The organism is Domibacillus sp. DTU_2020_1001157_1_SI_ALB_TIR_016 (assembly GCF_032341995.1).
Taxonomy (GTDB): domain Bacteria; phylum Bacillota; class Bacilli; order Bacillales; family Domibacillaceae; genus Domibacillus; species Domibacillus indicus_A.
Map to the genome: position 1 here is coordinate 20,728 of NZ_CP135438.1, position 21,329 is coordinate 42,056.

The 21,329-nt window shown below is 43.0% G+C and carries 20 protein-coding genes; 4 read left to right on the forward strand and 16 right to left on the reverse strand.

Features of this window, described 5'->3' with window-relative positions; all coding sequences use genetic code 11:
* Window positions 1-13: 13 nt before the first annotated feature.
* From RRU94_RS00100 to RRU94_RS00160, 13 genes are all read right to left on the reverse strand, one after another.
* Window positions 14-448, reverse strand: coding sequence for a GAF domain-containing protein (locus tag RRU94_RS00100; protein ID WP_315691256.1), 435 nt, complete (start codon window positions 446-448; stop codon window positions 14-16).
* Window positions 445-1,119 (reverse strand): response regulator, encoded by a 675-nt coding sequence (locus RRU94_RS00105; RefSeq protein ID WP_315691257.1) that lies wholly within the window; start codon window positions 1,117-1,119, stop codon window positions 445-447. The genes RRU94_RS00100 and RRU94_RS00105 overlap by 4 nt, the downstream gene beginning before the upstream one ends.
* 90 nt (window positions 1,120-1,209) lie before the next feature.
* Complete coding sequence (locus RRU94_RS00110) at window positions 1,210-1,860, reverse strand: sensor histidine kinase (RefSeq protein ID WP_315691258.1); 651 nt, start codon at window positions 1,858-1,860, stop codon at window positions 1,210-1,212.
* A 13-nt stretch (window positions 1,861-1,873) separates the two neighbouring features.
* Complete coding sequence (locus tag RRU94_RS00115; RefSeq protein WP_315691259.1) at window positions 1,874-3,376, reverse strand: nitrate/nitrite transporter; 1,503 nt, start codon at window positions 3,374-3,376, stop codon at window positions 1,874-1,876.
* Window position 3,377: 1 nt separating this feature from the next.
* On the reverse strand, window positions 3,378-3,653 hold the full coding sequence (locus RRU94_RS00120) for a hypothetical protein (protein ID WP_315691260.1): 276 nt from the start codon (window positions 3,651-3,653) through the stop codon (window positions 3,378-3,380).
* Entirely contained in the window at window positions 3,640-3,951 is a 312-nt protein-coding gene (locus RRU94_RS00125; RefSeq protein ID WP_315691261.1) for a hypothetical protein, read from the reverse strand. Before RRU94_RS00125 ends, RRU94_RS00120 begins: the two co-directional genes overlap by 14 nt.
* Window positions 3,948-4,151, reverse strand: coding sequence for a hypothetical protein (locus RRU94_RS00130; protein ID WP_315691262.1), 204 nt, complete (start codon window positions 4,149-4,151; stop codon window positions 3,948-3,950). The genes RRU94_RS00125 and RRU94_RS00130 overlap by 4 nt, the downstream gene beginning before the upstream one ends.
* Entirely contained in the window at window positions 4,141-4,665 is a 525-nt protein-coding gene (locus tag RRU94_RS00135) for a Rieske 2Fe-2S domain-containing protein (RefSeq protein WP_315691263.1), read from the reverse strand. The genes RRU94_RS00130 and RRU94_RS00135 overlap by 11 nt, the downstream gene beginning before the upstream one ends.
* Window positions 4,666-4,676: 11 nt before the next feature.
* Window positions 4,677-5,237 carry a 4Fe-4S dicluster domain-containing protein gene (locus RRU94_RS00140; RefSeq protein ID WP_315691264.1) on the reverse strand — a complete coding sequence of 187 codons (561 nt, stop codon included), beginning with the start codon at window positions 5,235-5,237 and terminating at the stop codon, window positions 4,677-4,679.
* The gene (locus RRU94_RS00145) at window positions 5,238-7,406 is read right to left on the reverse strand and encodes a molybdopterin oxidoreductase family protein (protein ID WP_315691265.1); all 2,169 of its coding nucleotides are present in this window, start codon (window positions 7,404-7,406) and stop codon (window positions 5,238-5,240) included. It abuts the gene before it with no gap.
* The gene (locus RRU94_RS00150; RefSeq protein WP_315691266.1) at window positions 7,393-8,475 is read right to left on the reverse strand and encodes a hypothetical protein; all 1,083 of its coding nucleotides are present in this window, start codon (window positions 8,473-8,475) and stop codon (window positions 7,393-7,395) included. The genes RRU94_RS00145 and RRU94_RS00150 overlap by 14 nt, the downstream gene beginning before the upstream one ends.
* A 204-nt stretch (window positions 8,476-8,679) precedes the next feature.
* Window positions 8,680-9,180 (reverse strand): hypothetical protein, encoded by a 501-nt coding sequence (locus RRU94_RS00155; RefSeq protein WP_315691267.1) that lies wholly within the window; start codon window positions 9,178-9,180, stop codon window positions 8,680-8,682.
* Between the two features lie 153 nt (window positions 9,181-9,333).
* A complete protein-coding gene (locus RRU94_RS00160; protein WP_315691268.1) occupies window positions 9,334-13,044 on the reverse strand; it encodes an EAL domain-containing protein in 3,711 nt (1,236 codons plus the stop codon).
* 346 nt (window positions 13,045-13,390) lie between these two features.
* Between RRU94_RS00160 and RRU94_RS00165 the strand changes: the two genes are divergently transcribed.
* Together RRU94_RS00165 and RRU94_RS00170 are read left to right on the forward strand one after the other, a co-directional pair.
* Complete coding sequence (locus RRU94_RS00165) at window positions 13,391-14,296, forward strand: PhzF family phenazine biosynthesis protein (RefSeq protein ID WP_315691269.1); 906 nt, start codon at window positions 13,391-13,393, stop codon at window positions 14,294-14,296.
* 324 nt (window positions 14,297-14,620) lie between these two features.
* Window positions 14,621-14,881: a hypothetical protein gene (locus tag RRU94_RS00170; protein WP_315691270.1), complete on the forward strand. Its 261-nt coding sequence runs from the start codon at window positions 14,621-14,623 to the stop codon at window positions 14,879-14,881.
* Between the two features lie 296 nt (window positions 14,882-15,177).
* On the opposite strand, the gene RRU94_RS00175 is transcribed toward RRU94_RS00170, so the two are convergent.
* On the reverse strand, window positions 15,178-15,738 hold the full coding sequence (locus tag RRU94_RS00175) for a hypothetical protein (RefSeq protein ID WP_315691271.1): 561 nt from the start codon (window positions 15,736-15,738) through the stop codon (window positions 15,178-15,180).
* Between the two features lie 619 nt (window positions 15,739-16,357).
* Between RRU94_RS00175 and RRU94_RS00180 the strand changes: the two genes are divergently transcribed.
* A complete protein-coding gene (locus RRU94_RS00180; protein WP_315691272.1) occupies window positions 16,358-16,789 on the forward strand; it encodes a helical membrane plugin domain-containing protein in 432 nt (143 codons plus the stop codon).
* Window positions 16,790-16,828: 39 nt separating this feature from the next.
* Window positions 16,829-18,010 (forward strand): NAD(P)/FAD-dependent oxidoreductase, encoded by a 1,182-nt coding sequence (locus tag RRU94_RS00185; RefSeq protein ID WP_315691273.1) that lies wholly within the window; start codon window positions 16,829-16,831, stop codon window positions 18,008-18,010.
* Between the two features lie 81 nt (window positions 18,011-18,091).
* Here RRU94_RS00185 and RRU94_RS00190 read toward each other — a convergent pair whose 3' ends face one another.
* Complete coding sequence (locus RRU94_RS00190) at window positions 18,092-19,234, reverse strand: mannitol-1-phosphate 5-dehydrogenase (protein WP_315691274.1); 1,143 nt, start codon at window positions 19,232-19,234, stop codon at window positions 18,092-18,094.
* Between the two features lie 5 nt (window positions 19,235-19,239).
* Entirely contained in the window at window positions 19,240-21,327 is a 2,088-nt protein-coding gene (locus RRU94_RS00195; protein ID WP_315691275.1) for a BglG family transcription antiterminator, read from the reverse strand.
* Window positions 21,328-21,329: the final 2 nt, after the last annotated feature.

The following is a 21,329-nucleotide window of genomic DNA, read 5'->3' on the forward strand; positions in this document are numbered from 1 at the left end:
CCCTCCAGGTGTCTTACATAATCAAGCGTTCAACCTCTTTCGCAAACACATTGACTGTCCCTTTTTCGTCTTCTGTAAACGGGCGGACCTTCCTGCGTCCAATAAGCAGAACGCCTTTCGGGCAGCTTGTATGAAACAGCGGCACTGCATAAGCAGAAACGAGCTGCTCAGCGAGCATAATCGGATAATCAAGTGCTTTTCCATGAATCCCGTGTGGAAAGGCATCAACTGAAATCGGGCTGCCCGTAGATACCACTTTTCCTGCAATTCCTTTTCCATACCGGACTGTAATACGCTTATATTTATCATTACGGTTGCCCAGCGCATAAAGCCAGGTAATATCGGTGCCTGCACGGCGCTGAAGCGCATAAGCCACAAAGTCGCTTGAAACGGCTTCTTTCAAGGATGCAAACAACTTTTCTACTGGTTCCGGCTGTTGATGATTCATCCGTCAATGCCCCGATTTCCGTACCCAAGCAGGCCTTTTTTCAATGCGTACGCGACAAGCTCTGGCTTTGTTTTCATTTGTAATTTCTCTGTTAAATTCCCTTTATGGGTTTCTACTGTTTTCACACTGATCACCAGCTTTTCGGCAATCTCTTTGTTTGAAAATCCTTTTGCGATAAGGGTAAGCACTTCCCTCTCTCGATCGGACAATAAGCTGAAGCTGCTTCCCGTTCCCCCATTTTGCTTAACGCTTCCTACATATTCTTCCATGAGCCTTCTCGTTGCCGATGGATGAAGGTAGGCATTTCCGGCCGCAACAGACCGTACCGCCGACAGCAATTCATCATGCGGTGCACTTTTTAACAAACAGCCGGATGCGCCTGATTCAATGGCCTGAAACAAGTATTCTTCATCATCATGCATCGTTAAAATTAAGATGTTTGCTTCCGGCAGAAGCCGTTTTAATTCCGATGTAGCCGACATACCGTCTTTGCCATGCGGCATGCTCAAATCCATGATCACCACGTTCGGCTTAAGCTCCAGCGCTTTTTGGATTCCTTCATTTCCTTCTGACGCTTCTCCTACCACATTCATATCTTCCTGATTATTTAGCAGCATCCGCAGTCCCATCCGTACAACGGAATGATCGTCAACCAGCAGTATTTTAATCATGGTGCCATCCCCCAACAATATAATTACTTTCTCATTACGCCTTTAAGCCGCACAAGAAACACGAAAAGCCTCCACCAAAGGAGGCTTTTTTTAAAGAGAAGGAAGAGAAACTTCAATAATTGTGCCTTCTCCTTTAATAGATTCTAAATGGAATGTCCCTCCAACTAATGCCATCCTGCCTTTCATAGCGGCCAGCCCTGAAGCTTTTTCCATTCCCTGCTCGGCTTCGAATCCTCTGCCCCGATCGGAAATTCCCATCGTTACAGTGCCCTCTCCCCAAATAATAGTCACTTTTGCTTTTGAGGTATCTGCATACTTGGCAATGTTCGCTAAAGATTCCTGGAATACGCGAAACAGGGCAACTGTTCCTTTTTCCTCTATTTTTCCTGGCTCGCCAATCGTTTCAATTTCTACCATAATACCATAAGTATCCGTATATAACTTTGTATAGCTGTTAATGGCGGATAAAAGGCCGACCGTATGAAGAGTAGGTGGATGCAGCTCCACCGCCAGCATTCTTACTTCTTTAATCGTTTTCTCGAGCAGCTGCACCATATCCTGCAGATAATGCTTCACTTCAGGCCCATCGGCAGCGGATTCCACTACATTTAATCCTGTGTAAACACTATAAAGCGTCTGGCCGACTCCTTCATGAAGGTCCAGCGCAATGCGTTTAAGCTCTTCTTCCTGCGACATAATAATATAAGAACTTATCTGGTGATCCATTGGCTGGATGCTCATCTTTTCTGCTCCTTTAACTCTTTGATTTATGGGCTGTTACATCGCTGATCAAGCCGACGTATTGTTTCGTTTCTCCCGCTTCATTTTTAATGGCGCTGATGGTCAGCCACTCCAGGTAGTTCTGGCCGTCTTTTCGGCGGTTCCAGACTTCCCCCTGCCAGACACCTTTTTGTCCAATCGTCTTCCACATGTCCTGATAAAATTCTTTTGTTTGAATGCCGGACTTTAAGAAGTTTGGATTTTTTCCGATCGCTTCTTCCGGCTCATAGCCTGTTAGAGCTGTGAAGGCAGGGTTTACCGCCATAATTTTCCCGCTTGTATCCGTTAAAATCATGCCTTCAGCAGTATGATGAATAATCTGGCTGGCAATGCTGAGCTTTTCCTGATAAAACATCCAAATTACAAGAACGAGGCTGACAAGAGCCAATTGGGACAGTGCCATAAAGCCAATCGCGTAATGCCCTGTTAATTTAAATAATACCATTAACATAAGCGGCGGGAAAAATCCGCCCAGTCCGCCCATTGCAGAAACGATGCCGTTGACAACACCGGCCTGCTTATGAAAAAACATCGGAACCAGTTTAAAAATCACGCCATTTCCTGCTCCCGCGCAAAAAGCGATCGTTAAGCAGCCCACTGTGTACCAGGCGATAGACGGCGCAAAAGCAAGCAGAACAGAAGCGGCTGCAACACCTGTGAATACAAACATCAGTAAAATAAGGGAGTGAAACCGGTCTGCCAGCCAGCCTCCTACAGGTCTCATGAGCGTAGCAGCGATAATAAAGCCGGCCGTTCTCATTCCCGCATCCACTTTATCGAGTTCAAAATTCGTTACGAGAAAGTTTGGCAGATAAACGGTAAACGCCACAAATGAACCGAATGTAATAAAGTAAAACAAGCTGAGCATCCACATTTTTTCGTTTTTATACACGCCTTTTATTTGCTCCAGCAGCGGCGTCCGCACTTTTGTTTCAGCTTTATCGCCAAGGAAAAAATTCACAATCAGGAAAATGCCAAGTAAAATTAAATAAAGCTGTACAGTGGCGGACCAGCCGATTGCCGAAGCCACAACAGGCGCTCCAAAAGCAGTAATAGCCGTTCCCAGATTTCCAGCTCCATAAATACCGTTTACAAAGCCATGGCGTTCCTTCGGATAATATTTAGGAAGAGACGTAACCCCTACTGAAAAGATCGCACCGCTGACCCCTAAAAACAAGCCGCCGACCATCAAATCTACTGAACTGTTTGCAGCGCTAATGTAGTAAACTGGGAACATTAACAGCACAAAGCTTGCCATAAACATTTTCCGTGCACCAAATACATTGGCGTAGTACCCAAGCGGGATGCGTAAAATAGAACCAAGCACAACCGGAATGGCTGTAATCCAAGCCAGCTGCTCTGGCGGAATGGCAATGTCTTCTTTAATAAAAGGCATAAGCGAGGAAAGAATGACCCAAATCATAAAACCAGCGGTTAAGTTCAATGTCTGCAGCGGCAGTTGTATTTTCTTCATCATGTTATGCTTCTTCCTTTCTGACAATATAGGAAAGCTCCGTTTCTTGATCGAAAGCCATCCATTCCTGTTCGTTTTTCGTTACACAGCTTTTTCTCGGCACTGCCAAGAAAAAGCGCCGGTCGAAGTAAAGCCGGATATGCGTGCCGTCCGGACATATGGCTGCTTTTTGAATCACTCTGCTTACCAGGGGCGCTCTTTCGCCGGAGGCGTCTTGTACGCCTACCTGAACAGGGACCGCGATATACGGACGCAGCTCTTCTGTTTTAATGAGTTCCACAGGAAGCACACCCTTTTTGAAACGGATAGATATATAACTGGCAGCCCTGCACGTATGTCCAGAACCGTTCATCCGCTTTCTCTTCCAGATAATGCAGCAAGTCCCCTTCAGAGGTCCAGTCACTCATCCCTTTAATCTCTGCAATCACCATTTCCGCCGTATCTATTTTCTTTTCTTCTAAATACCAATGTAAGCGCTTTGTGCTGAACAAGTCATGAAGAAGCGCATTAATATCTTCTTTAAACCGGCCTTGCTCATTCCGAATAAAACAAAAGTCCACGTACGTTTCGTTGTTCATGCCTGCTCGCCCTTTCTGCTCTTTTGGTCTCCCTTATAAATAAATATCGCTGCTGGAAATAACACAAGATTGATTCCGCAGTAAACAAGGGCATTTACATAATGTTGAAAAAAGTATTGGTGAACCATAAGCTGTGTAAAAACAATGTTCGCCAGCAAAATCAAACAAAGAAGCGCGACCCGTACATAGTTACGCTTCATAGCGCTTTACCCCAACCGCATAAATGGTGCCGTTTTCCACTTTCACTTTAATTTCCGGCAGCGGCCGTCTTGGCGGGCCGGCCGTTGGTGCTCCTGTTTGAACATCGAATTTTCCGTGATGACACGGACAGATCATTTCACTTTTTTCTTTCACCCAAAAAACAGGGCAGCGTAAGTGTGTGCATGCATTTTGATACGCAACATATTTGTTTTCACTAATCCGGATCAAAAGTGCGCTGTCATGCTCCCCGGGAAAAGTGAAATCAACGGAATCCCCAATGGCGACACTGGACACATCGGCAATTTTCTTTCTCGGATACTCTTTATCACCAAGTCCCATCAGTTCCTTGGCGGCAACCGCCCCCCAGGGAAGTGAAGAAACCGCAAACAAGCCCGCTGCTCCTACAAGTGTTTTCATAAATCCGCGCCGATCCAGTGTCCGCTCGCCGTTTCGTTCAATATTATGCGTATAGTTATCTTCTTTAAATGGAATTTTACTGTTTTTCTCCATCATGCTCGCTCCTTCTAAAACAGCTTGGTTACACCTTGCAGAATACCTGGAAGACTGATTTTCACATTCGTATCTCCTTCTAAGTACGGCATGCTTGTTACCCATTTTCCGTTTCCTGTTTCATGCTGTTTTTTCTTTCTTTCAATCTCTTCTTCTGTCAGCCACTGAAGCGTATTAGATGGGCAGACACTTGCACACATAGGCGGGATGCCGTCTTTTGTCCGGTCGATACATAAATCGCATTTGTACATTAAATTCTGCTCCGTATCAAACTTTGGAATCCCATACGGGCAGGCGATGGTGCAGTTCTGGCAGCCAATGCACTTTTCCACCAGCGCGGACAAAACAGCGCCTGTTTCGTGAATTTGAATAGCTTGTGCCGGGCAGCTTCTTGCACAAGCCGGATTGACGCAGTGAAGGCACATTAAAGGCATCGTCTGCCGGTTTACAAGCGGATTCACATCGTATACGTAATTACGGTTCCGTTCTTCATGCCCGCCGCACTGGGTACAAGCGGCAAGGCAGGAACGGCAGCCGATACAGTTTTCAAGTTCTAGATATAATCTCTTTTTCATTTACTGCACCTTCTTTTGTGCTAGTTTTTCTATTTGTGCGGCACACGCTTTGAATTCCGGCATTCTGGATATTGGATCGAGCGCCGCAATGGTAAGCAGGTTAATAGACTGCTCATGCCCAAAATGGTAAGGAACAAACACCGTGTCTTTTCGGATGGCTTCGGTGATCTTTACACGATACACACTTTCACCACGCCGGGTGAATAAGCGAATGTTTTCTTCATTTTCAATGCCGTACTGAGCAGCCGTTTCCGGATGAACCTCTACATATGGATCTGGGCACATATCATGCAGGAACTGAATTCTTCTTGTTTGATTGCCAGATAAGTAGTGGTAAACAACCCGGCCTGTCGTCAGCCGGAGTGGATACTGTTCGCAAGGCTCTTCTGCCGGCGGACGGTATGGCAGCGCACAGATTTTAGCTCTTTCATCCGGGTGGTAAAACTTTTTGTCTAAAAACATATGGGGTGTTCCTGGATCTTTCTCATCTCTGCACGGCCAGAATACACCGTCCTGCTTGTCGATTTTGTCCCATGTAGCCCCGTAATAGTCGGCATATCCGCCTTTTGATGCCAGCCTGAATTCATCCGCGACGTCTTTGGCCGTTTTTAAATGTGAAAAGTATTTTCCCTTGCCCAGGCGCTCAGCCAGCTCTACCTGCATCTGCCAGTCTGGCTTAGACTCTCCAATGGGTTCCTGTGCTTTATTGATTTTAATGATCCGGCCTTCCAGGTTTGTCACGGTTCCTTCATCTTCCGACCATGTGACACTTGGCAGAATCACATCCGCAAACTCGGCTGACTCGGACAAATAAAAATCGGCACATACCATAAAATCAAGATCTTTCATTGCCTGTCTTACAAAGTTTAAATTCGGCGCAGATACGGCAGGATTAGAACAAAGCAGGTACAGTCCGCGAATGGTTTTTTGGTCCATTAATTCGAACATTTCATAGGCAGATACACCAGGTTCCGGCATTTCCTCCGGTGTGATGCCCCATATTTCGCATACTTCCTCGACATGCTTTGGATTTGTAATCTTTCGGTAGCCCGGCAGCAGATCCGCTTTTTGGCCGTGCTCTCGTCCTCCCTGTCCGTTCCCCTGACCGGTGAAGGTCGCAACGCCGGCTTTTGGACGGCCAATTTTTCCCGTAACGAGTGCCATATTCACATAAGCAGATACGTTATCGACCCCTTTGTGCTGCTGTTCGATACCGCGGGCAAACAAGACAATGGCATTGGGAGCTTTTCCATAAATCTCTGCTGCCCGGATAATTTTTTCGGGTGCAACTCCTGTTAACTGGCTTGTGTATTCAGGTGTGAATTCTTTCACAAGTTCTTTCGTCTCTTGGAAGCCGTTCGTGTGATTGCTGATGAACGCTTCGTCCGTATAATGGTTTTGAATCAATAGATGTAAAATCCCGTTTGCGAGTGCGAGATCCGTCCCCGGTTTTAAATCTAAATGAACGTCTGCTCTTCGTGCCAAAGGCGTTTCACGCGGATCAGCCACAATCAAGTAGCCTCCCCGCTCCTGCACAGACCAAACCCGGAACATAGACGTTGGATGGCACTCCGCTGTATTGCTTCCAGCGATAAATAAGCAGTCTGTTTCATGGATATCAGTCCATGGCAGTGTGGAGCCCCGGTCCACTCCGAATGAACAAAGGAATCCGCCTGCCGCACTGGACATACAGAACCGCCCATTATAATCAATGTAGCGAGTGCCAAGAGCTACGCGGGCAAATTTCCCCGTTAAGTAACATTTCTCGTTCGTCATAGACACGCCGCTGAAAACTCCTAAGCTGTCTTTGCCGTACTTCGTTTGCAGCGCATTGAATTTCTCGGCAATCAAGTCGTATGCTTCTTCCCAGCTTGCTTCACGAAACCCTTCTTTTGTTCCTTTTAGGGACGCATCGTCCCGGATCAGCGGCTTTAACAGCCGGTCTTTATGATTTGTCTGCTGATAGGCGGTTACCCCTTTCGGACACATTTTCCCAACTGTTACCGGCCAGTCGTAACGGGGTTCTACTCCGATGATTTTATTCGTGACCGTATTGACCCGCAGGTTCATGCCGCACTGCATACCGCAATAACTGCAATGCGTTTTAATCAGCTTTTCATTTGGATGGGTCAAGTTTTCAACTTCTTTGAAAAATTTATCCCTTTGCATTTTGATTGGTCTCCCTTGCTTTTATTTCATGTGTGGCAATTCCTGAGAATCGGGAAATCCGATATTTGCGGCGGCATGGCAGACAAAGTTCAGCCAGGTGAAAACCGTCGTCCATTTGAAAATCAATATGATTGGCCCCGAGCACTTCACGTACATCGTTTGACTGCTCAGTTGAAACAAATGAATCTCCGCACACTTTACATTTCTTCATCGACTGTTCGCCGTAGTGCTTCCGGTAATTTTTTGCAAATACACTGAGCGGACGGAACGGAATATGTGCTAACTTCCCAAATGGAAGGTAAATGAGTGTAATAATGACTGAATACTGATGAATAAGCGACATTGCATAATGGCCTTTGCCGTCTAAAAAGATGTTAATAAACGTCAGCAGCAGGCCGGTAACGGAAACAAACAAAAGCAGGTAAAGCGGCAGAAAATCATAGATGAATTTTTGTTCTGCCCGTGCCTGCATGTTTTTCAAGCGGCGGTAAAGTGCCATACATACACCGGTAATGACCATCAAAGCAGTGAAGTTCAGAGCGTTATACGACAAGAAGCCAATGATGCCGTCTGCTTTAATGGTCATGACATTCATACCAAGCGCTACGATCGTATAGTAGCCGTTTTCCTCCATCGTGAAATACATCCATCCAAAGACAAGCGGAAATGTAACGAAGCAGGAAAGAATGCAGCCCCACCCGATTAACAAGTGCTGCGTCCACCGATAAAAGCCGCGATTCCAGATAAAACGGTATACAGCCAGGTGATCCACCGATGTTGTCGCAGTTTCCCTGCGAAACAAAAGCTTAAGTCCCTTTTTAATAAAAATTTTCGTAGGCGGCCGTTCTCCCCAAGAAATAAACCGGTAAAAGAAGCCGCCGATAAAAACAAGCGTGCCGACCATATAGCCATACAAATTCAGATCTACATGGGTAAACATCCTTGTGGCAATAAGAGATAAAATAAAAAGTCCACTTACGGTCAAAAACACGGATTTCGCAAAATGAGAAGCAAATGCACGATTCAATGAACGCTTTTCTTTATGGGTTACTGCTGCTGTTTGTGCCATTTTCGTTCCTCCTTACAAATAAAAAACACTTCCTGACTCTTATAATAAGAATCAGGAAGTGTTTTTCGTATCGGGGAATCTCCCCATCTTGAGGGGGAAATTCCCCTATCTTACTTTTGGGCCAGCCAGCCCCCAAAAGCCCGACTGTTTCAAACAGCCCAGACATATAAAAAGAGTGGTTTTGCCCCTCTTACTAGAATCCGTTTACAAAAATCCTTTTTTGACCAATACACTGCGAACGATTTCATTCATCAGTTCACTCTGGTCTTTCTCCTCGACCGTGTTGATGAATTCGATGATATCCGGATCCCAATTAAAGCCCTTGTACGTTTTGGAGTCTCTTTCCAGCTGCTCACGAAACAAAATACGGTCAATGGCATCAAGCTGGTAATATTCTTCTTTGTCTGTCACCGCGGCTTCCGCTTTGATCTGGGCGTCAGCCCTGGCCATCAATGCTTTGATTGCTGTTTGATTATCCAACATCGGTTTTGATTTTGCTTTTCGCGTTTCTATAAACTCATAAATTGACCGCTCTGCCACTTGAGGCAAATTGTCGTGGTGCCAGCCCCGTGTTCCTCTTTTGCAGTAACATCCGGCATTCTTGAGCGCTTGTCTTGCCGCAGTCTTGCCAATCGTTAAATGCTGCTTTGCGATTTCTTCGAGCGGCTCCTTTCTTGTCATCGCGAGTATATCTCCAATTTTCATGGTTCCATCTCTCCTGCCCTTTTGATCATCAGGGTTTTTGTACTCCTTCCATTCTATAGACAAACCTGACATAAGATTAAACCGGCCACTGCCGAAGCCCGGCCTTAAGCGTTATGTTCTCCACCCTCGTTTATCTGATACCCTCACTCTTTTTTAACTTGAAGCTCGATCAAAAAGCGGAAGTCTTACCTCTACAGTGGTGCCTTCATTTTCTTTGCTTTTAAAGACGATTGTGCCTTTATGCTGGCGGATAATCCGGAAGCACAGCATTAAGCCTAATCCGGTTCCTTTTTCTTTATTGCTGTAAAAAGGCTCTCCTAATTTTTGAATGCGGTCTTCTTTAATCCCCATTCCATTATCTACGATGGTGATCAATACATTCGGTCCTTCTATAGAAGACCGGATGTGTACCACCCCGCCGTCAGGCATCGCCTCAATACTGTTTTTAAGTAAGTTAATAAATACTTGTTTAATCTGGTTTGGATCACACATAAATGAAGGAATAAACTGCTTTGTTTCATGCAGAATCTGCACGTTTTGCAAATAGGCCTCAGATCGCAGCAGCGTCTCCACATCTTCTAGTACCTTGTTAATATTGATCTTTCGCAATTGAATTTCCTGCGGCTTCGCAAGTGTAAGAAATTCCTTGATAATACACTCCACCCGGTCAAACTCTTCCATAATCACTTTGAAAAATTCTTCTTTGATCATGCCCTGCTGCAGCAGTTGAACAAACCCTTTAATCGACGTAAGGGGATTTCTTATTTCGTGAGCAACACCAGCAGCCAGCTCGCCTACTACCGTTAATTTTTCTGACTTTAACAGCAATTCTTCTGCTTTTCTTTTTTCGGTGATATCTCTTCCTACCATAACGACGTGTTCGACGGCTCCGTTTTCTCCTAGAACAGGCGTGCCGACACATTCTATTAACAGCCAGCGCCCATCAGCGTGTAAAAAACGAAATTCTACCTGCGAAGAATGGTTCGTTTCAATAATCTGCTTTACCTCCTGCTGAAAAAACTCAACGTCTTCAGGATGTATTTTTGCGATGGTTTTGTCGCCGCCTAGTTCTTCCTGAGGGTAACCTAGAACCGTTGTATGTGAAGGAGAAGTGTATACAACGTGCCCGCTGCTGTCTAACAGACAAATCAGATCGGTCATGTTATCGGCGATCAGCCGGTATTTTTCTTCGCTTTCCTGCAGCGCTTCTTCAACTTGTTTTCGGTCAGTGATATCGACCGCTGAACCAATGACCTCTACGACTTTTCCGCCTTTCTTGACGGGGCATAAAACGCTAAGGTAATCAATCCCATTGATCATGCTTTCATACGTAACAACCTCTTCTTCCTCCCAGGCCCGTCGGTATGATTTTTCTTTGTCTGCCGCAGCCTTTGGAGGCATAAAATCATACAATACCTTTCCAACTACTTGAGAAGGCGTCAACCCCATCCGGTACAGCAGTTCTCCATCACATAATGTATGAATAAACTGGTCATGAATTTTTTTAAATTTAAAGGTCATTCCTTGCTGAAGACGAATGGTCTCCTGCATTTCCTGCTTTGCTCTGTCTAATAACTCCCGGACCCACATGCGTTCATTTACATCTTCAGGAAGCCCGTGCTTTTTCATCAGCTGCTGGACTTTTGAAAAGGTATTTTCTATTTCATCAGCTGGCAAAGGCGGGCTGAAGAAATATCCCTGGCCTTCATCGCATAAGTGCTGCTGTAAAAACAGCAGCTGCTCCTCTGTCTCAATCCCCTCAGCGATTACATTTAATTTTAAATTGTGGGCCATTAAAATAATATTTTTTACGATGGCTTCTTCATCCGGGTTATGACGAAGTTCTCTAATAAACGACTGGTCAATCTTTAACGTATCAACCGGAAACTGCTTTAAATAATGAAGTGAGCTGAATTCTGTCCCGAAGTCATCCATACTGATCTGCACGCCTAAATTTTTAAGCTGCTTTAATGCTGACAGAATTCGGTCAGCGTCTTCCGAGATACTTCCAATAATTTCAAGCTCTAAGTAACGGGGCTCAAGCTCGGTTTCCTGCAAAACGCCTGCCACAGTAGCAGCGAAATCCGGCTGTATCAGCTGCCTGACGGATAAATTAACGGCTATCACCGTTAAATAACCTTTTTGGTGCCATTGTTTATTTTGTTTGCATGCATGATATAAAGCCCATTTTCCAATTGGAATAATTAATCCGGTTTCCTCAGCGAAAGGAATGAAGGAAGCGGGCGGCAGCAACCCCCAATCCGGATGTTTCCAGCGAAGAAGCGCTTCAAACCCTACAATATTTCCCGTTTTCAAGTTTACCTTTGGCTGATAATGCAGGGACAATTCATCACGCTCAATCGCTTTATAAAGGTCTATTTCCATTTTTAATGGATTTAATTTAAAGCCGCCGTCCTTTGAAAAGTAAAACTTGTAGGTATTTTTCCCTGCTTTTTTTGCTTGACACATCGCCGAGTCAGCATGCTTAATTAAGTCTTCAGCCGTTTCTCCATCTTCCTTGAATAAGCTGATGCCGATGCTGGCCGATGTAAGAATACGATGATTTTGAATGGTAAAGGGGGCTGAAAGAGCATCCAAAATACGCTTTGCCACATTGGAAGCAACCGCCCGGTCCGCATCTCGCAGCACAATAAGAAATTCATCACCGCTCTGGCGGAATATCATATCATTATCGTAAATGGAAGATTTTAAGCGAATGGTGACTTCTTTTAAAAGAAGATCTCCTGCTGTATGATCCAATGTGTCATTAACCACCTTGAACCGGTCAAGATTTAAAAGAAGAACTGCAAAGCTTTTGCTTAGTGCAGACGCTCTCAAAATTTCATCACAAAGGCGTACATGCAGTCCGCTTCGGTTCGGAAGACCCGTTAAATAATCATAAAAATCCTCATATTTAATGGACTTCTCAGCATTTACTATCGCTGGGCTTTTTATCCCACTTTGCAACAGTTCACGGTTTCGGCAGACCGGTGAATCTTTTTCCTCATAATAGAATATATCGGATGTTTCTGGCAGCCCCTTTTCCATAGATTGCAGCGGGCTGCTTGCTTTAGCTGAGAATTTAGGCAACTGATCGCCTTCCGGCTCCTCTTTTCCGACCACCATCACCGTTAATTTTCCATCAAATAAAGCAGGGACTGCTCTTAGCTCAACATACATCGTTTTTCCGTTATGCATTCTCACTTTTATGTTACGGGCAGGAGGCTGCTCGCCCTTTACGACTTTATCCAGCTGATCTCTCAAAACTCCTGCTTCTTGCGGCAAAAAGATGGCTTCGAGCGGTCTTCCTACCAGCTCTTTTGCATGAGAAACTTCCACTGCCTGCAAAGCTGTGTTATTTGCATATACAACGGTTTCTGCTTGGCATAAAAAAATTGAACTGGAAGACAGCTCAATAAATTGACGATACTGCTCTTCCCATTCGGCCAACTGAAGGTCTGCCTTTTTTTGCTTCGTAATATCGAGAACAATACCTGTATATAACACTACTTTTCCATGCTCATCTTTTAAACTATTTGCTGTTTCCTGCACCCATCTCACCGTTCCGTCAGACTGGATAATTCTGTATTCGACCGTAGATGGACTGCTAGATAACAATTGTTGCCTGTGACGTTCAACGATAGGGCGATCTTCTGAAAACACAAATTCCTGCCACAGCAAAAGGTTGTTTTCTAGACCTTTTTGTGAGTATCCATAAAGGCGGGCAGCCTCACTGGAAATCCAAAAAGAAGCATCCTCTACGCTCATATACCAAATGGATAGTTTTAACTCTTCGAACATCGATTGAAGAAAGGCATGATTCTTATGCATTCCTGCTAGATTGGTAATAAAGTTAGTCTCCATTTCTCTTCTCCAATTTATTATTAAATACGCTCCCTGTTATCAAAAAATTATCTACTTTCTGTCATTATAATCTGATAAGGAAGCGGAAACAATATAAGGTTTTTGTTTTATTTTGTACGGGTTTTATGAAGTCTTCTTGGCGAATCATCACATAAAAAGCCATATTTTGAAAGTTTTTGTAAAAACAGAGGAATATTAACGAATATTGCAGCTTGCCGGTAACCTTTTCTTGAGACTTCTTGACGAATGAAGCACTTTTAATAGCCGAAGAAAATGCATTGCACAGCACACAATAATGGAATGTATGTCATAATCTTTAAAAATACATATCATACTGGAGGGACCCATGAAAAAGATTCCTTATTCTATTGTCGATGTTTTTTCTCAAGGCCCATACACAGGAAATCAATTGGCTGTTTTTAAAGAAGCAGAAGACGTTTCCGCTGATGAAATGCAGCAAATCGCCAAAGAAATCAATTTTTCAGAAACAACGTTTATTTTATCGAATACAGAAACGACGGATGGCTACAGCGTTAGAATTTTCACTCCGAACGAAGAAATTCCTTTTGCCGGACATCCAACGCTCGGCACAGCTTTTGTGATTAACAAAGAAATGGTCAAAGAACCGGCAGATTCTATTCTCTTGCAATACAAAAGCGGTCAAATACCCGTTACATTTGATCATAAAAAAGAGATTGTATGGATGAAACAAAATGAACCTTCTTTCGGAAAAATAATCGATGCAGATCAAATAACAGATATTTTAAATATAGATCCAGCATATATCGATGAGAGATTTCCTATTCAAGAGGTATCTACTGGCCTGCCGGTTATTATTGTGCCTGTCACCTCTTTGCATGCCATAAAAAACATACACGTAAATCTAGAAAAATACTATCAGCTTATTGAACAAACCGAAGCAAAAGCTATTTTGGCGTTTTCCCCGGAAACATACAACGCAGAAAACCATTTAAACGTTCGTGACTTTGCCCCTTATTACGGAATCCCGGAGGATGCTGCTACTGGAAGTTCAAACGGATGTTTAGCGGCCTATTTAGTTCAATATCGCTACTTTGGCAACGAGGAGATTGATATTCGTGTAGAGCAGGGATACGAAATAAAACGGCCTTCTTTATTATTTTTAAAAGCAGAAAAAGAAAGGGAAAAAATAAATGTGCAAGTAGGCGGCCAAGTAGTCTCTATCGCAAAAGGGGAATGGTTTTTAAATAAAAGGGAAAATGACGGCTTATGAATAAACGTCAGGAATTCGTTTATATCGAGAATTAATTTCCTGCTAACGACGAGTGGGGTTCATTTCCCTCTACCTCGTACTGCCTTGCTCTGTACTAGAATGTTCCAGAGTGTGCAGCATGGAAACAAAGCAAAAAATTGATTTAAGCATCGTCCATAATATCCGTCAATCACCCAATTGCGGTACGAAAAAAATTATCTATCCCTGTCTCTTTGCAGGGTTCTATTTTTTACTCTTTCACATATACATTATATTTGTGAAAAAAGGTTTTTTCATAGCCTATTACGGGTAATAAAAGGCTTTAGAATAAAGGAGGATCAACTAGTGGGCAAAGTAACTCATGTATTAAAATCCGAAGACGTATATTTAATGATTCCCCCCCTCGAGGGAAGCAGATCTGTTCATACGACGAGTGATATATTGGACTGTACCCATTTTAAATCCCCTGCACATGCTGCTGAATTTTTAAAATACATATCTGCTCTGCCAGATGACTTTACAATGAATTCTCAAGTTAATTTTCAAGATGTTACCATTGTGAAAGCTACTTTAAATGTTACTGAAGAACCTATTAATTTCGATTAATAGGTTTTTTGAGCAAAGAAAAAACATCCCATAGGATGCCTTTAATCGTTATTCTTCACCTTCACGCTTAACTTCTTTCCTTAAACATACCAGCATGCTCTAATGAAAAACGTGGTTGGGGTTGTGTACCAGAAACATGTCGTATGATGTATGCACACTTTAATTATTGTTTGGTATTGGATTTAATTTGAATTATATGCAAACTGTATTTAGTTATAGCGATGAAAGCGTCTTTTTTTTCGTCAGCTTGATCGTATTCATTCCGTTCACACCTGCCCGTTACGAATTTCTGCTTATTATCCAGCCAGTACCTGATTTTGCTCCCTTGTATCCACTTTAATCCACCAACCCTTATAGCTTTCACTCAACTGCTTTATAAGTGCTGCGCATTTATCTTTATAAAGCTTTATTTCATTAAGCACTTCTAGGAACTTCCCTTTGATAAAACTAAAAGCATTTCTTAAAGCTTGTCCGAGGACAGCAAAGCCAGCAGCTATCATCTTGTTTATTTTTTGTATACCTTGGAGGATCCAATAATGCTTTTGGTTATCAAGAGGCTCTTCTGTCTTTAAAGAAGCCCTCTCAACTAATTCATCAAACCATTCCCGATCACGAGTCATTAAAGCAAGATCAATCAAAGTGGAATAATCATCTGCTAAATGCTCAATTTCAATCAGTTCAGCTTGCGATTGATATAGCATTTTGTATTTCCCTAGATGGAAATGCTGACTACCCTTTTTATCAACCCGTTTTAAAATGCACATTTGAAACGCATCTTGACCATCATATACTTTGTTTGCGTAGCCAAAATATGTGTGAAAATCAAAGCGGACACAAATCCAATCCCCTTCTCTCATGATCCTTCCCCCTTGGAATGGTTTATTTGAAAGCTTCCCGCTTTTCTTTTTTCCTGCTTACGTTTTTCATATGCGGCAGCATTCTGATTTATACGCTGGGCGGCTGCAATCATTCTTTCTTCTGCCTGCTTTCACTTTACATTATCAGCATTTCGAGCTGCTTCCTTTGCTGTTGTTTTATTGTGAAAATAGCCACCTACATAAAGATAAATTTCTGACACTCCTCTGTCCCATTTCTGCGATATTAATTACCTGATCTTCCATACGAATAAACATATCTTATTCGCCCTATTTTTTCTTTGATAACGCTCTCCGTTTGTCTAGGCATGTACATCCTAACGCTTCATTGGCTGCATTAATTTGGTCTTCAAGCTCTTTATACCGATTAGCCCCACTGACTTGTTCAATACTTACCATAGATTTATGAGCAATTTTTTTAAGAATAAATGAAAATTAAGCTGGAATTTTGGAACGATAAAGCGCTATAATAGTGGAGTGAAGTTTAACTGATAGTGTTAAAAGCGATTTCGCGCGGAATCGCTTGTGCAACATTTCACAAACTTTTAGAGATTTGGAGAATATATACATAGCAAACAGCTATGGCAAAGGAGAATGGGTTATGCCAGAAACAATGACTCAACCAAAGTCAGAAACATTGACTGTGAGCCAGGAACAATTAGACGTACTTGATCAGCTTTTAAAGCCTGAAGTACAAGAATCATTAACAGTTTTAGTTGAACATCTTCCTAAATTAACAGAATTGACGACAATTCTAACAAAAACATATGATTTCGCTCAATCTGTTGCAACCGACGAAGTGTTAAAAAATGATACGGTTAGTGCGGTTACAGAACTTGCAGAACCGGTTACACATACTGTTAAAAACCTTGCGGCTACTGCTATTGAAGCAAAAGACCGTGCAGATGAAAGTAATGAAGTAATTGGCTTGTTTGGTTTAATGAAAATGCTGAAAGACCCGCAGGCTCAAAAACTATTCCGTTTTGCAAATGCGTTCCTTCAAGTGAGCAACGAGCGCGCAAATCAAAAATAAGTCTTTTACCACTTAATGAGTAAGAATGGAGAATAAACGATGTCAAAACATATTGTGATTTTAGGTGCAGGTTATGGCGGCGTACTTTCTGCCCTGACTGTTCGTAAATATTTAAGCAAAAATGAAGCACAAGTAACAGTGGTGAACCAATTCCCTACTCACCAAATTATTACAGAGCTGCACCGCCTTGCTGGAGGAACACTGAAAGAGCAAGCCATTGCGATTCCATTGAAAAAGCTTTTCAAAGGAAAAGATATTGATCTTAAAATCGCGAAAGTAGAATCTTTCTCAGTAGATAATAAAGAAGTTAAATTAGCAGACGGCTCTTCCCTATCGTATGATGCGCTTGTGGTAAGCCTTGGAAGCCAGACTGGTTACTTCGGTATTCCAGGTCTTGAAGAAAACAGCATGGTGTTAAAATCTGTAGAAGATGCGAACAAAATTTTCAACCATATCGAAGAGCGCATCCGTGCATATGCCGAAACGAAAAACGAAGCAGATGCTACAATCGTCATCGGCGGCGGCGGCTTAACAGGCGTCGAGCTTGTTGGTGAAATTGTCGACAACTTCCCGAAAATCGCTAAACAATACGGTGTTGATTTCAACGACTTGAAAATCAAGCTTGTAGAAGCGGGTCCGAAGATTCTTCCAGTACTTCCGGATGCTTTAATTGACCGTGCAACGGAAAGCCTTCAAAAGCGCGGCGTTGAATTCTTGACAGGTCTTCCTGTTACAAAAGTAGAAGGAAACAAAATTGAGCTAAAAGACGGCTCAAGCATTACAGCAAATACATTCGTTTGGACGGGCGGCGTTGCAGCACTTCCAATCGTGGGTGAATCTGGCCTTGAAGTGGACCGCGGCAAAGCAACGGTTAATGAATTCCTTCAATCTAAATCCCATGCAGACGTATTTGTAGCAGGCGACAGTGCGGTAGCTTTCCCTGCTGACGGCGGACGCCCTTATGCGCCGACTGCACAAAACGCTTGGCAAATGGGTGAGCTTGTTGGCTACAACTTGTTCGCTTACCTGACAGGCAAGAAAATGGATACATTCGAACCAGTGAATTCTGGTACGCTTGCCAGCCTCGGCCGTAAAGATGCTGTTGCCACAATTGGTGCGAACAACACAGCACTTAAAGGACTGCCGGCAACGCTTATGAAAGAAGCAAGTAATGTCCGTTACTTGTCACACATTAAAGCATTGTACAGCCTGGTTCATTAATCAGCCGTTTCGTACAAATAACAAAAAGCCCGGAAGAATATTCTTCCGGGCTTTTTAACATGGTCTTTATAAAAAGGTTACTTATTTTTGAAGCAGTTCATACTGACGCAGCACTTCCTGGGTAATCTCACTGTTTTCATCCAGTCCGCTTACCTGTTTAAGTACTGCAGCTACCCCATTCTCTTGAATCATCTCCTGCAGTTTTACTGCTTCTTCGTCTTCCTTGTAGTCAAACAGCAGGGCTGCTGCAATGGCTTTCGCCAAGTTTGTATAGGAAAGACCTGCTTTTTGAGCTTGGACAGCCGGACGAACCAGACGGTCATCTGGACCAAGCTTGCGAATTGGTGAACGCCCTACTCTTGTTACACCGTCATTTAAATACGCATTTTTAAAACGGTCAATGATCTTATGAATGTATTGCTGATGCTCTTCTTCATTTAATCCGTATTGCTTGATTAAGTAAGCCCCGGTTTCATTCAACGTCGCCTGCACCTGCTTTTCAATGGCTTCGTCTGCGAGCGTTTGATCGATCGTTGATTTGTTTTCAAGATAACCGAGATACGCAATCACTGCGTGTCCTGTGTTAACGGTAAACAGCTTTCTTTCAATAAATGGCGCAAGGTCTGTAACGATTTTCATGCCCTCGATCGCAGGAATATCTTCTGTTGTTTCCACTACCCATTCATGATAAGGCTCTACAAGAACGTCGAGTGACCCTTGATTGTTTTGAATCGGTACAATACGGTCAACAGCAGAATTGAAGAAGAACACTCTGCCTTCTAGACGGCTTTTTATATCATCATCCAGGTTTTCCAGTACATATCCTTTTAATAAGTCCGTTGCTGAAATTTGATTTTCGCAGGCGATAATGAACAGCTTTTCATCGCTTGTCTTCATTCTTTCTGTAAGTCCCTTTGCAATTAACGGCGCGATACGAGGAAGAATTGTCGGTCCAATTGCCGTTGTTAAAAAGGTGGCATGCTGGATGGCAGCCACCACTTCCTCTTCCTGCTTCATGTTATTTAAACCGGATACGTTCGTAATAGTCATCTCATCCTGCTGGTCTGTTGCCAGTTTTACACGATATTGTTGATCTTTGTTCAGCTGATCAATCGTTTGATCGGCAATATCTACAAAGGTCACATGGTAGCCAGAATCGGAGAAAAGCGCTCCGATAAATCCACGGCCGATATTCCCTGCGCCAAAATGTACAACTGTTTTCATTTCAATCATTCCTTTATCAAATTAGTATGAAGATAATCTAAAAAAATCGATTCCATTTTTGTGCGGATCATCTCTTCATTCGAGGAGGAAAAAATCATGATCGCCTCGTTGCTTTCAATCAAGCTGGTGCTCAGTAAACTAATGATTTCCTGCTCTTTCGCACTTAATTCTTCCGGAGCCAGCATCAGCAGCAAACTTTTCATATTTATCTCATTTCCATCCATTCCTTTGATTAAACAAGGGTGATGTAAATACGCAATTTGAAAAACGAGTTCGTGAACGTGTTCACTTCTACAGTGAAAGAGCCCCATTCCTGTGTTAGGGATACCAAGACCGCCTTTTCTTTCACGATTCTTTAACGCCTCGAATACAAGAGGTGCTTGAGATAGGAGCTCGTCTTGTTCTGCTTTTTCTAGCATTTCTTTTATCGTTTGGTTATAATCCTGTGCCTGAGCGATAGGGTGTACACGAAAATGTTCGATCAGCGCCTCAATACTTTGCTGCGTATCTTTAAGTTCTTTAAGCAACTCTGTTAAAGGCCTTTCTACTTTTACAGGTGAGTCTTCCTCTTTCGGCAGTGGTTTTTTATACTTTTTATTTTTGGTTAATTTTTCAACGTTTTTCTGCAGAAAACCCTTAATTGCCATGATGTCTTCCGTGCTTAACAGCGGATTCACCAATACATATTCGGTATGTATAAGCGGTAGGCGGACGGTGGAAATAATGATATCAAATGTATGTACGTTCTGCTGCCCGATTTCTTTCAGTGATTTGATTTCAACTGAATCAATTTCGATAATTTCTTTTTTGATGCGGCTTGCCAGCATCCTCGATGCACCAATTCCCGTTGGGCAAACCACGAGTGCCTTTAGGGCAATGTTTTCTTCCTGCATGACCAGCGCAGAACCGAAGTGAAGGACAATGAAGGCTATTTCATCATCAGGAAACGGTTCAATCTCCTCGAATTCTTTTTCTACACTGTTTTTTACCGCCAAAAATAAAACGGGATATTTCCGCTTAATTTCCTCTGTTAGCGGATTGAAAAGCCCCATCTGCTGTTTCAGGCGAAACAAAGCGGGTTCCATATGGGCAAGAAGGCCTTGAAACAAGGAAAAATCATGGGTTAAATCAACATGGAGCTGAGAGGATACATCTTGAATCACGCGCTTGATCATTTGGCCCAAAACCACACTGTCATAAGGAACGGCCGCTGCTTCCTGCAGCTTGGATCCCTTTAAAACGGTGGTTAAATACTCGACATCTTCTTTCGTAAATGAAACAGAGAAGAATTCTTCAAGCTGTGCACATATCGCCATTACCTGGCTGTGTTCATCTGTTTCTTCGCTCAAAAACAACTCTTCTTCCAGGTAAAAGCCCGCTTCTGTTCTTTGCATCGTAATGCCAATATGAACAATAAGCCCGATATAGTCACTGTCCGCCAGGCGGGAATACCGGTTATTCATCGTTTCATTCACCAGCCGGTCAATCGCACGCATATAATGCGGAAGGAAATAATGCAGGACTTTTTCCTGCTGGTATTTTCCCTCTTCCAGTAAAAAGAGGCTTTCAATCATTTCTTCATTAAAATCCATGAGAAAACAATGGGCTAAAGCTTTGCGCTTGCTCTCTTCGCGTCCTTTCAGTTCTACTCCGACGCCTCGTTTTCGGCTCAGTTCAATGTGAAACGGCTGGAGCCACTCGGTCAATTCGTCTAAGTACATGGATAATGTAGTGATGCTGACACCTAAATCGGATGCTAAAGCTTGAATCTTAAAGGATTCTGCTTCCTCCATCAAGACTAAAAGCAGCAGCAGCTTTCTTTCCTTCGGTGTTTGATCCACTGGATGGCTGCCTGTTAAGTGCTGAATCAGCCGAAATATTTGTTCATTTCTGCCTTCAATGATCAAGCCTTCATTTGTATTTCTTTGCAGGTGAAGATCAAAGTGCTCCAGAATTTTCTCAACCGATTTTAAATCGCGCTGAATGGTTCTCACACTTACACTTAAAGAAGAGGCAATGGAAAAAGCGGTATGCTTCCCTGATGTTTTAATGATCAGCTCAATGATGGCTTTTTCCCTCGAAGTAATAAACATGC

Coding starts and splice junctions, on each gene's coding strand:
- RRU94_RS00100 (WP_315691256.1), bottom strand. CDS start 448: ATGAATCATCAACAGCCGGAACCAGTAGAAAAGTTGTTTGCATCCTTG.
- RRU94_RS00105 (WP_315691257.1), bottom strand. CDS start 1,119: ATGATTAAAATACTGCTGGTTGACGATCATTCCGTTGTACGGATGGGA.
- RRU94_RS00110 (WP_315691258.1), bottom strand. CDS start 1,860: ATGAGCATCCAGCCAATGGATCACCAGATAAGTTCTTATATTATTATG.
- RRU94_RS00115 (WP_315691259.1), bottom strand. CDS start 3,376: ATGATGAAGAAAATACAACTGCCGCTGCAGACATTGAACTTAACCGCT.
- RRU94_RS00125 (WP_315691261.1), bottom strand. CDS start 3,951: ATGAACAACGAAACGTACGTGGACTTTTGTTTTATTCGGAATGAGCAA.
- RRU94_RS00130 (WP_315691262.1), bottom strand. CDS start 4,151: ATGAAGCGTAACTATGTACGGGTCGCGCTTCTTTGTTTGATTTTGCTG.
- RRU94_RS00135 (WP_315691263.1), bottom strand. CDS start 4,665: ATGATGGAGAAAAACAGTAAAATTCCATTTAAAGAAGATAACTATACG.
- RRU94_RS00140 (WP_315691264.1), bottom strand. CDS start 5,237: ATGAAAAAGAGATTATATCTAGAACTTGAAAACTGTATCGGCTGCCGT.
- RRU94_RS00145 (WP_315691265.1), bottom strand. CDS start 7,406: ATGCAAAGGGATAAATTTTTCAAAGAAGTTGAAAACTTGACCCATCCA.
- RRU94_RS00150 (WP_315691266.1), bottom strand. CDS start 8,475: ATGGCACAAACAGCAGCAGTAACCCATAAAGAAAAGCGTTCATTGAAT.
- RRU94_RS00155 (WP_315691267.1), bottom strand. CDS start 9,180: ATGAAAATTGGAGATATACTCGCGATGACAAGAAAGGAGCCGCTCGAA.
- RRU94_RS00160 (WP_315691268.1), bottom strand. CDS start 13,044: ATGGAGACTAACTTTATTACCAATCTAGCAGGAATGCATAAGAATCAT.
- RRU94_RS00165 (WP_315691269.1), top strand. CDS start 13,391: ATGAAAAAGATTCCTTATTCTATTGTCGATGTTTTTTCTCAAGGCCCA.
- RRU94_RS00175 (WP_315691271.1), bottom strand. CDS start 15,738: ATGAGAGAAGGGGATTGGATTTGTGTCCGCTTTGATTTTCACACATAT.
- RRU94_RS00180 (WP_315691272.1), top strand. CDS start 16,358: ATGCCAGAAACAATGACTCAACCAAAGTCAGAAACATTGACTGTGAGC.
- RRU94_RS00185 (WP_315691273.1), top strand. CDS start 16,829: ATGTCAAAACATATTGTGATTTTAGGTGCAGGTTATGGCGGCGTACTT.
- RRU94_RS00190 (WP_315691274.1), bottom strand. CDS start 19,234: ATGAAAACAGTTGTACATTTTGGCGCAGGGAATATCGGCCGTGGATTT.
- RRU94_RS00195 (WP_315691275.1), bottom strand. CDS start 21,327: ATGTTTATTACTTCGAGGGAAAAAGCCATCATTGAGCTGATCATTAAA.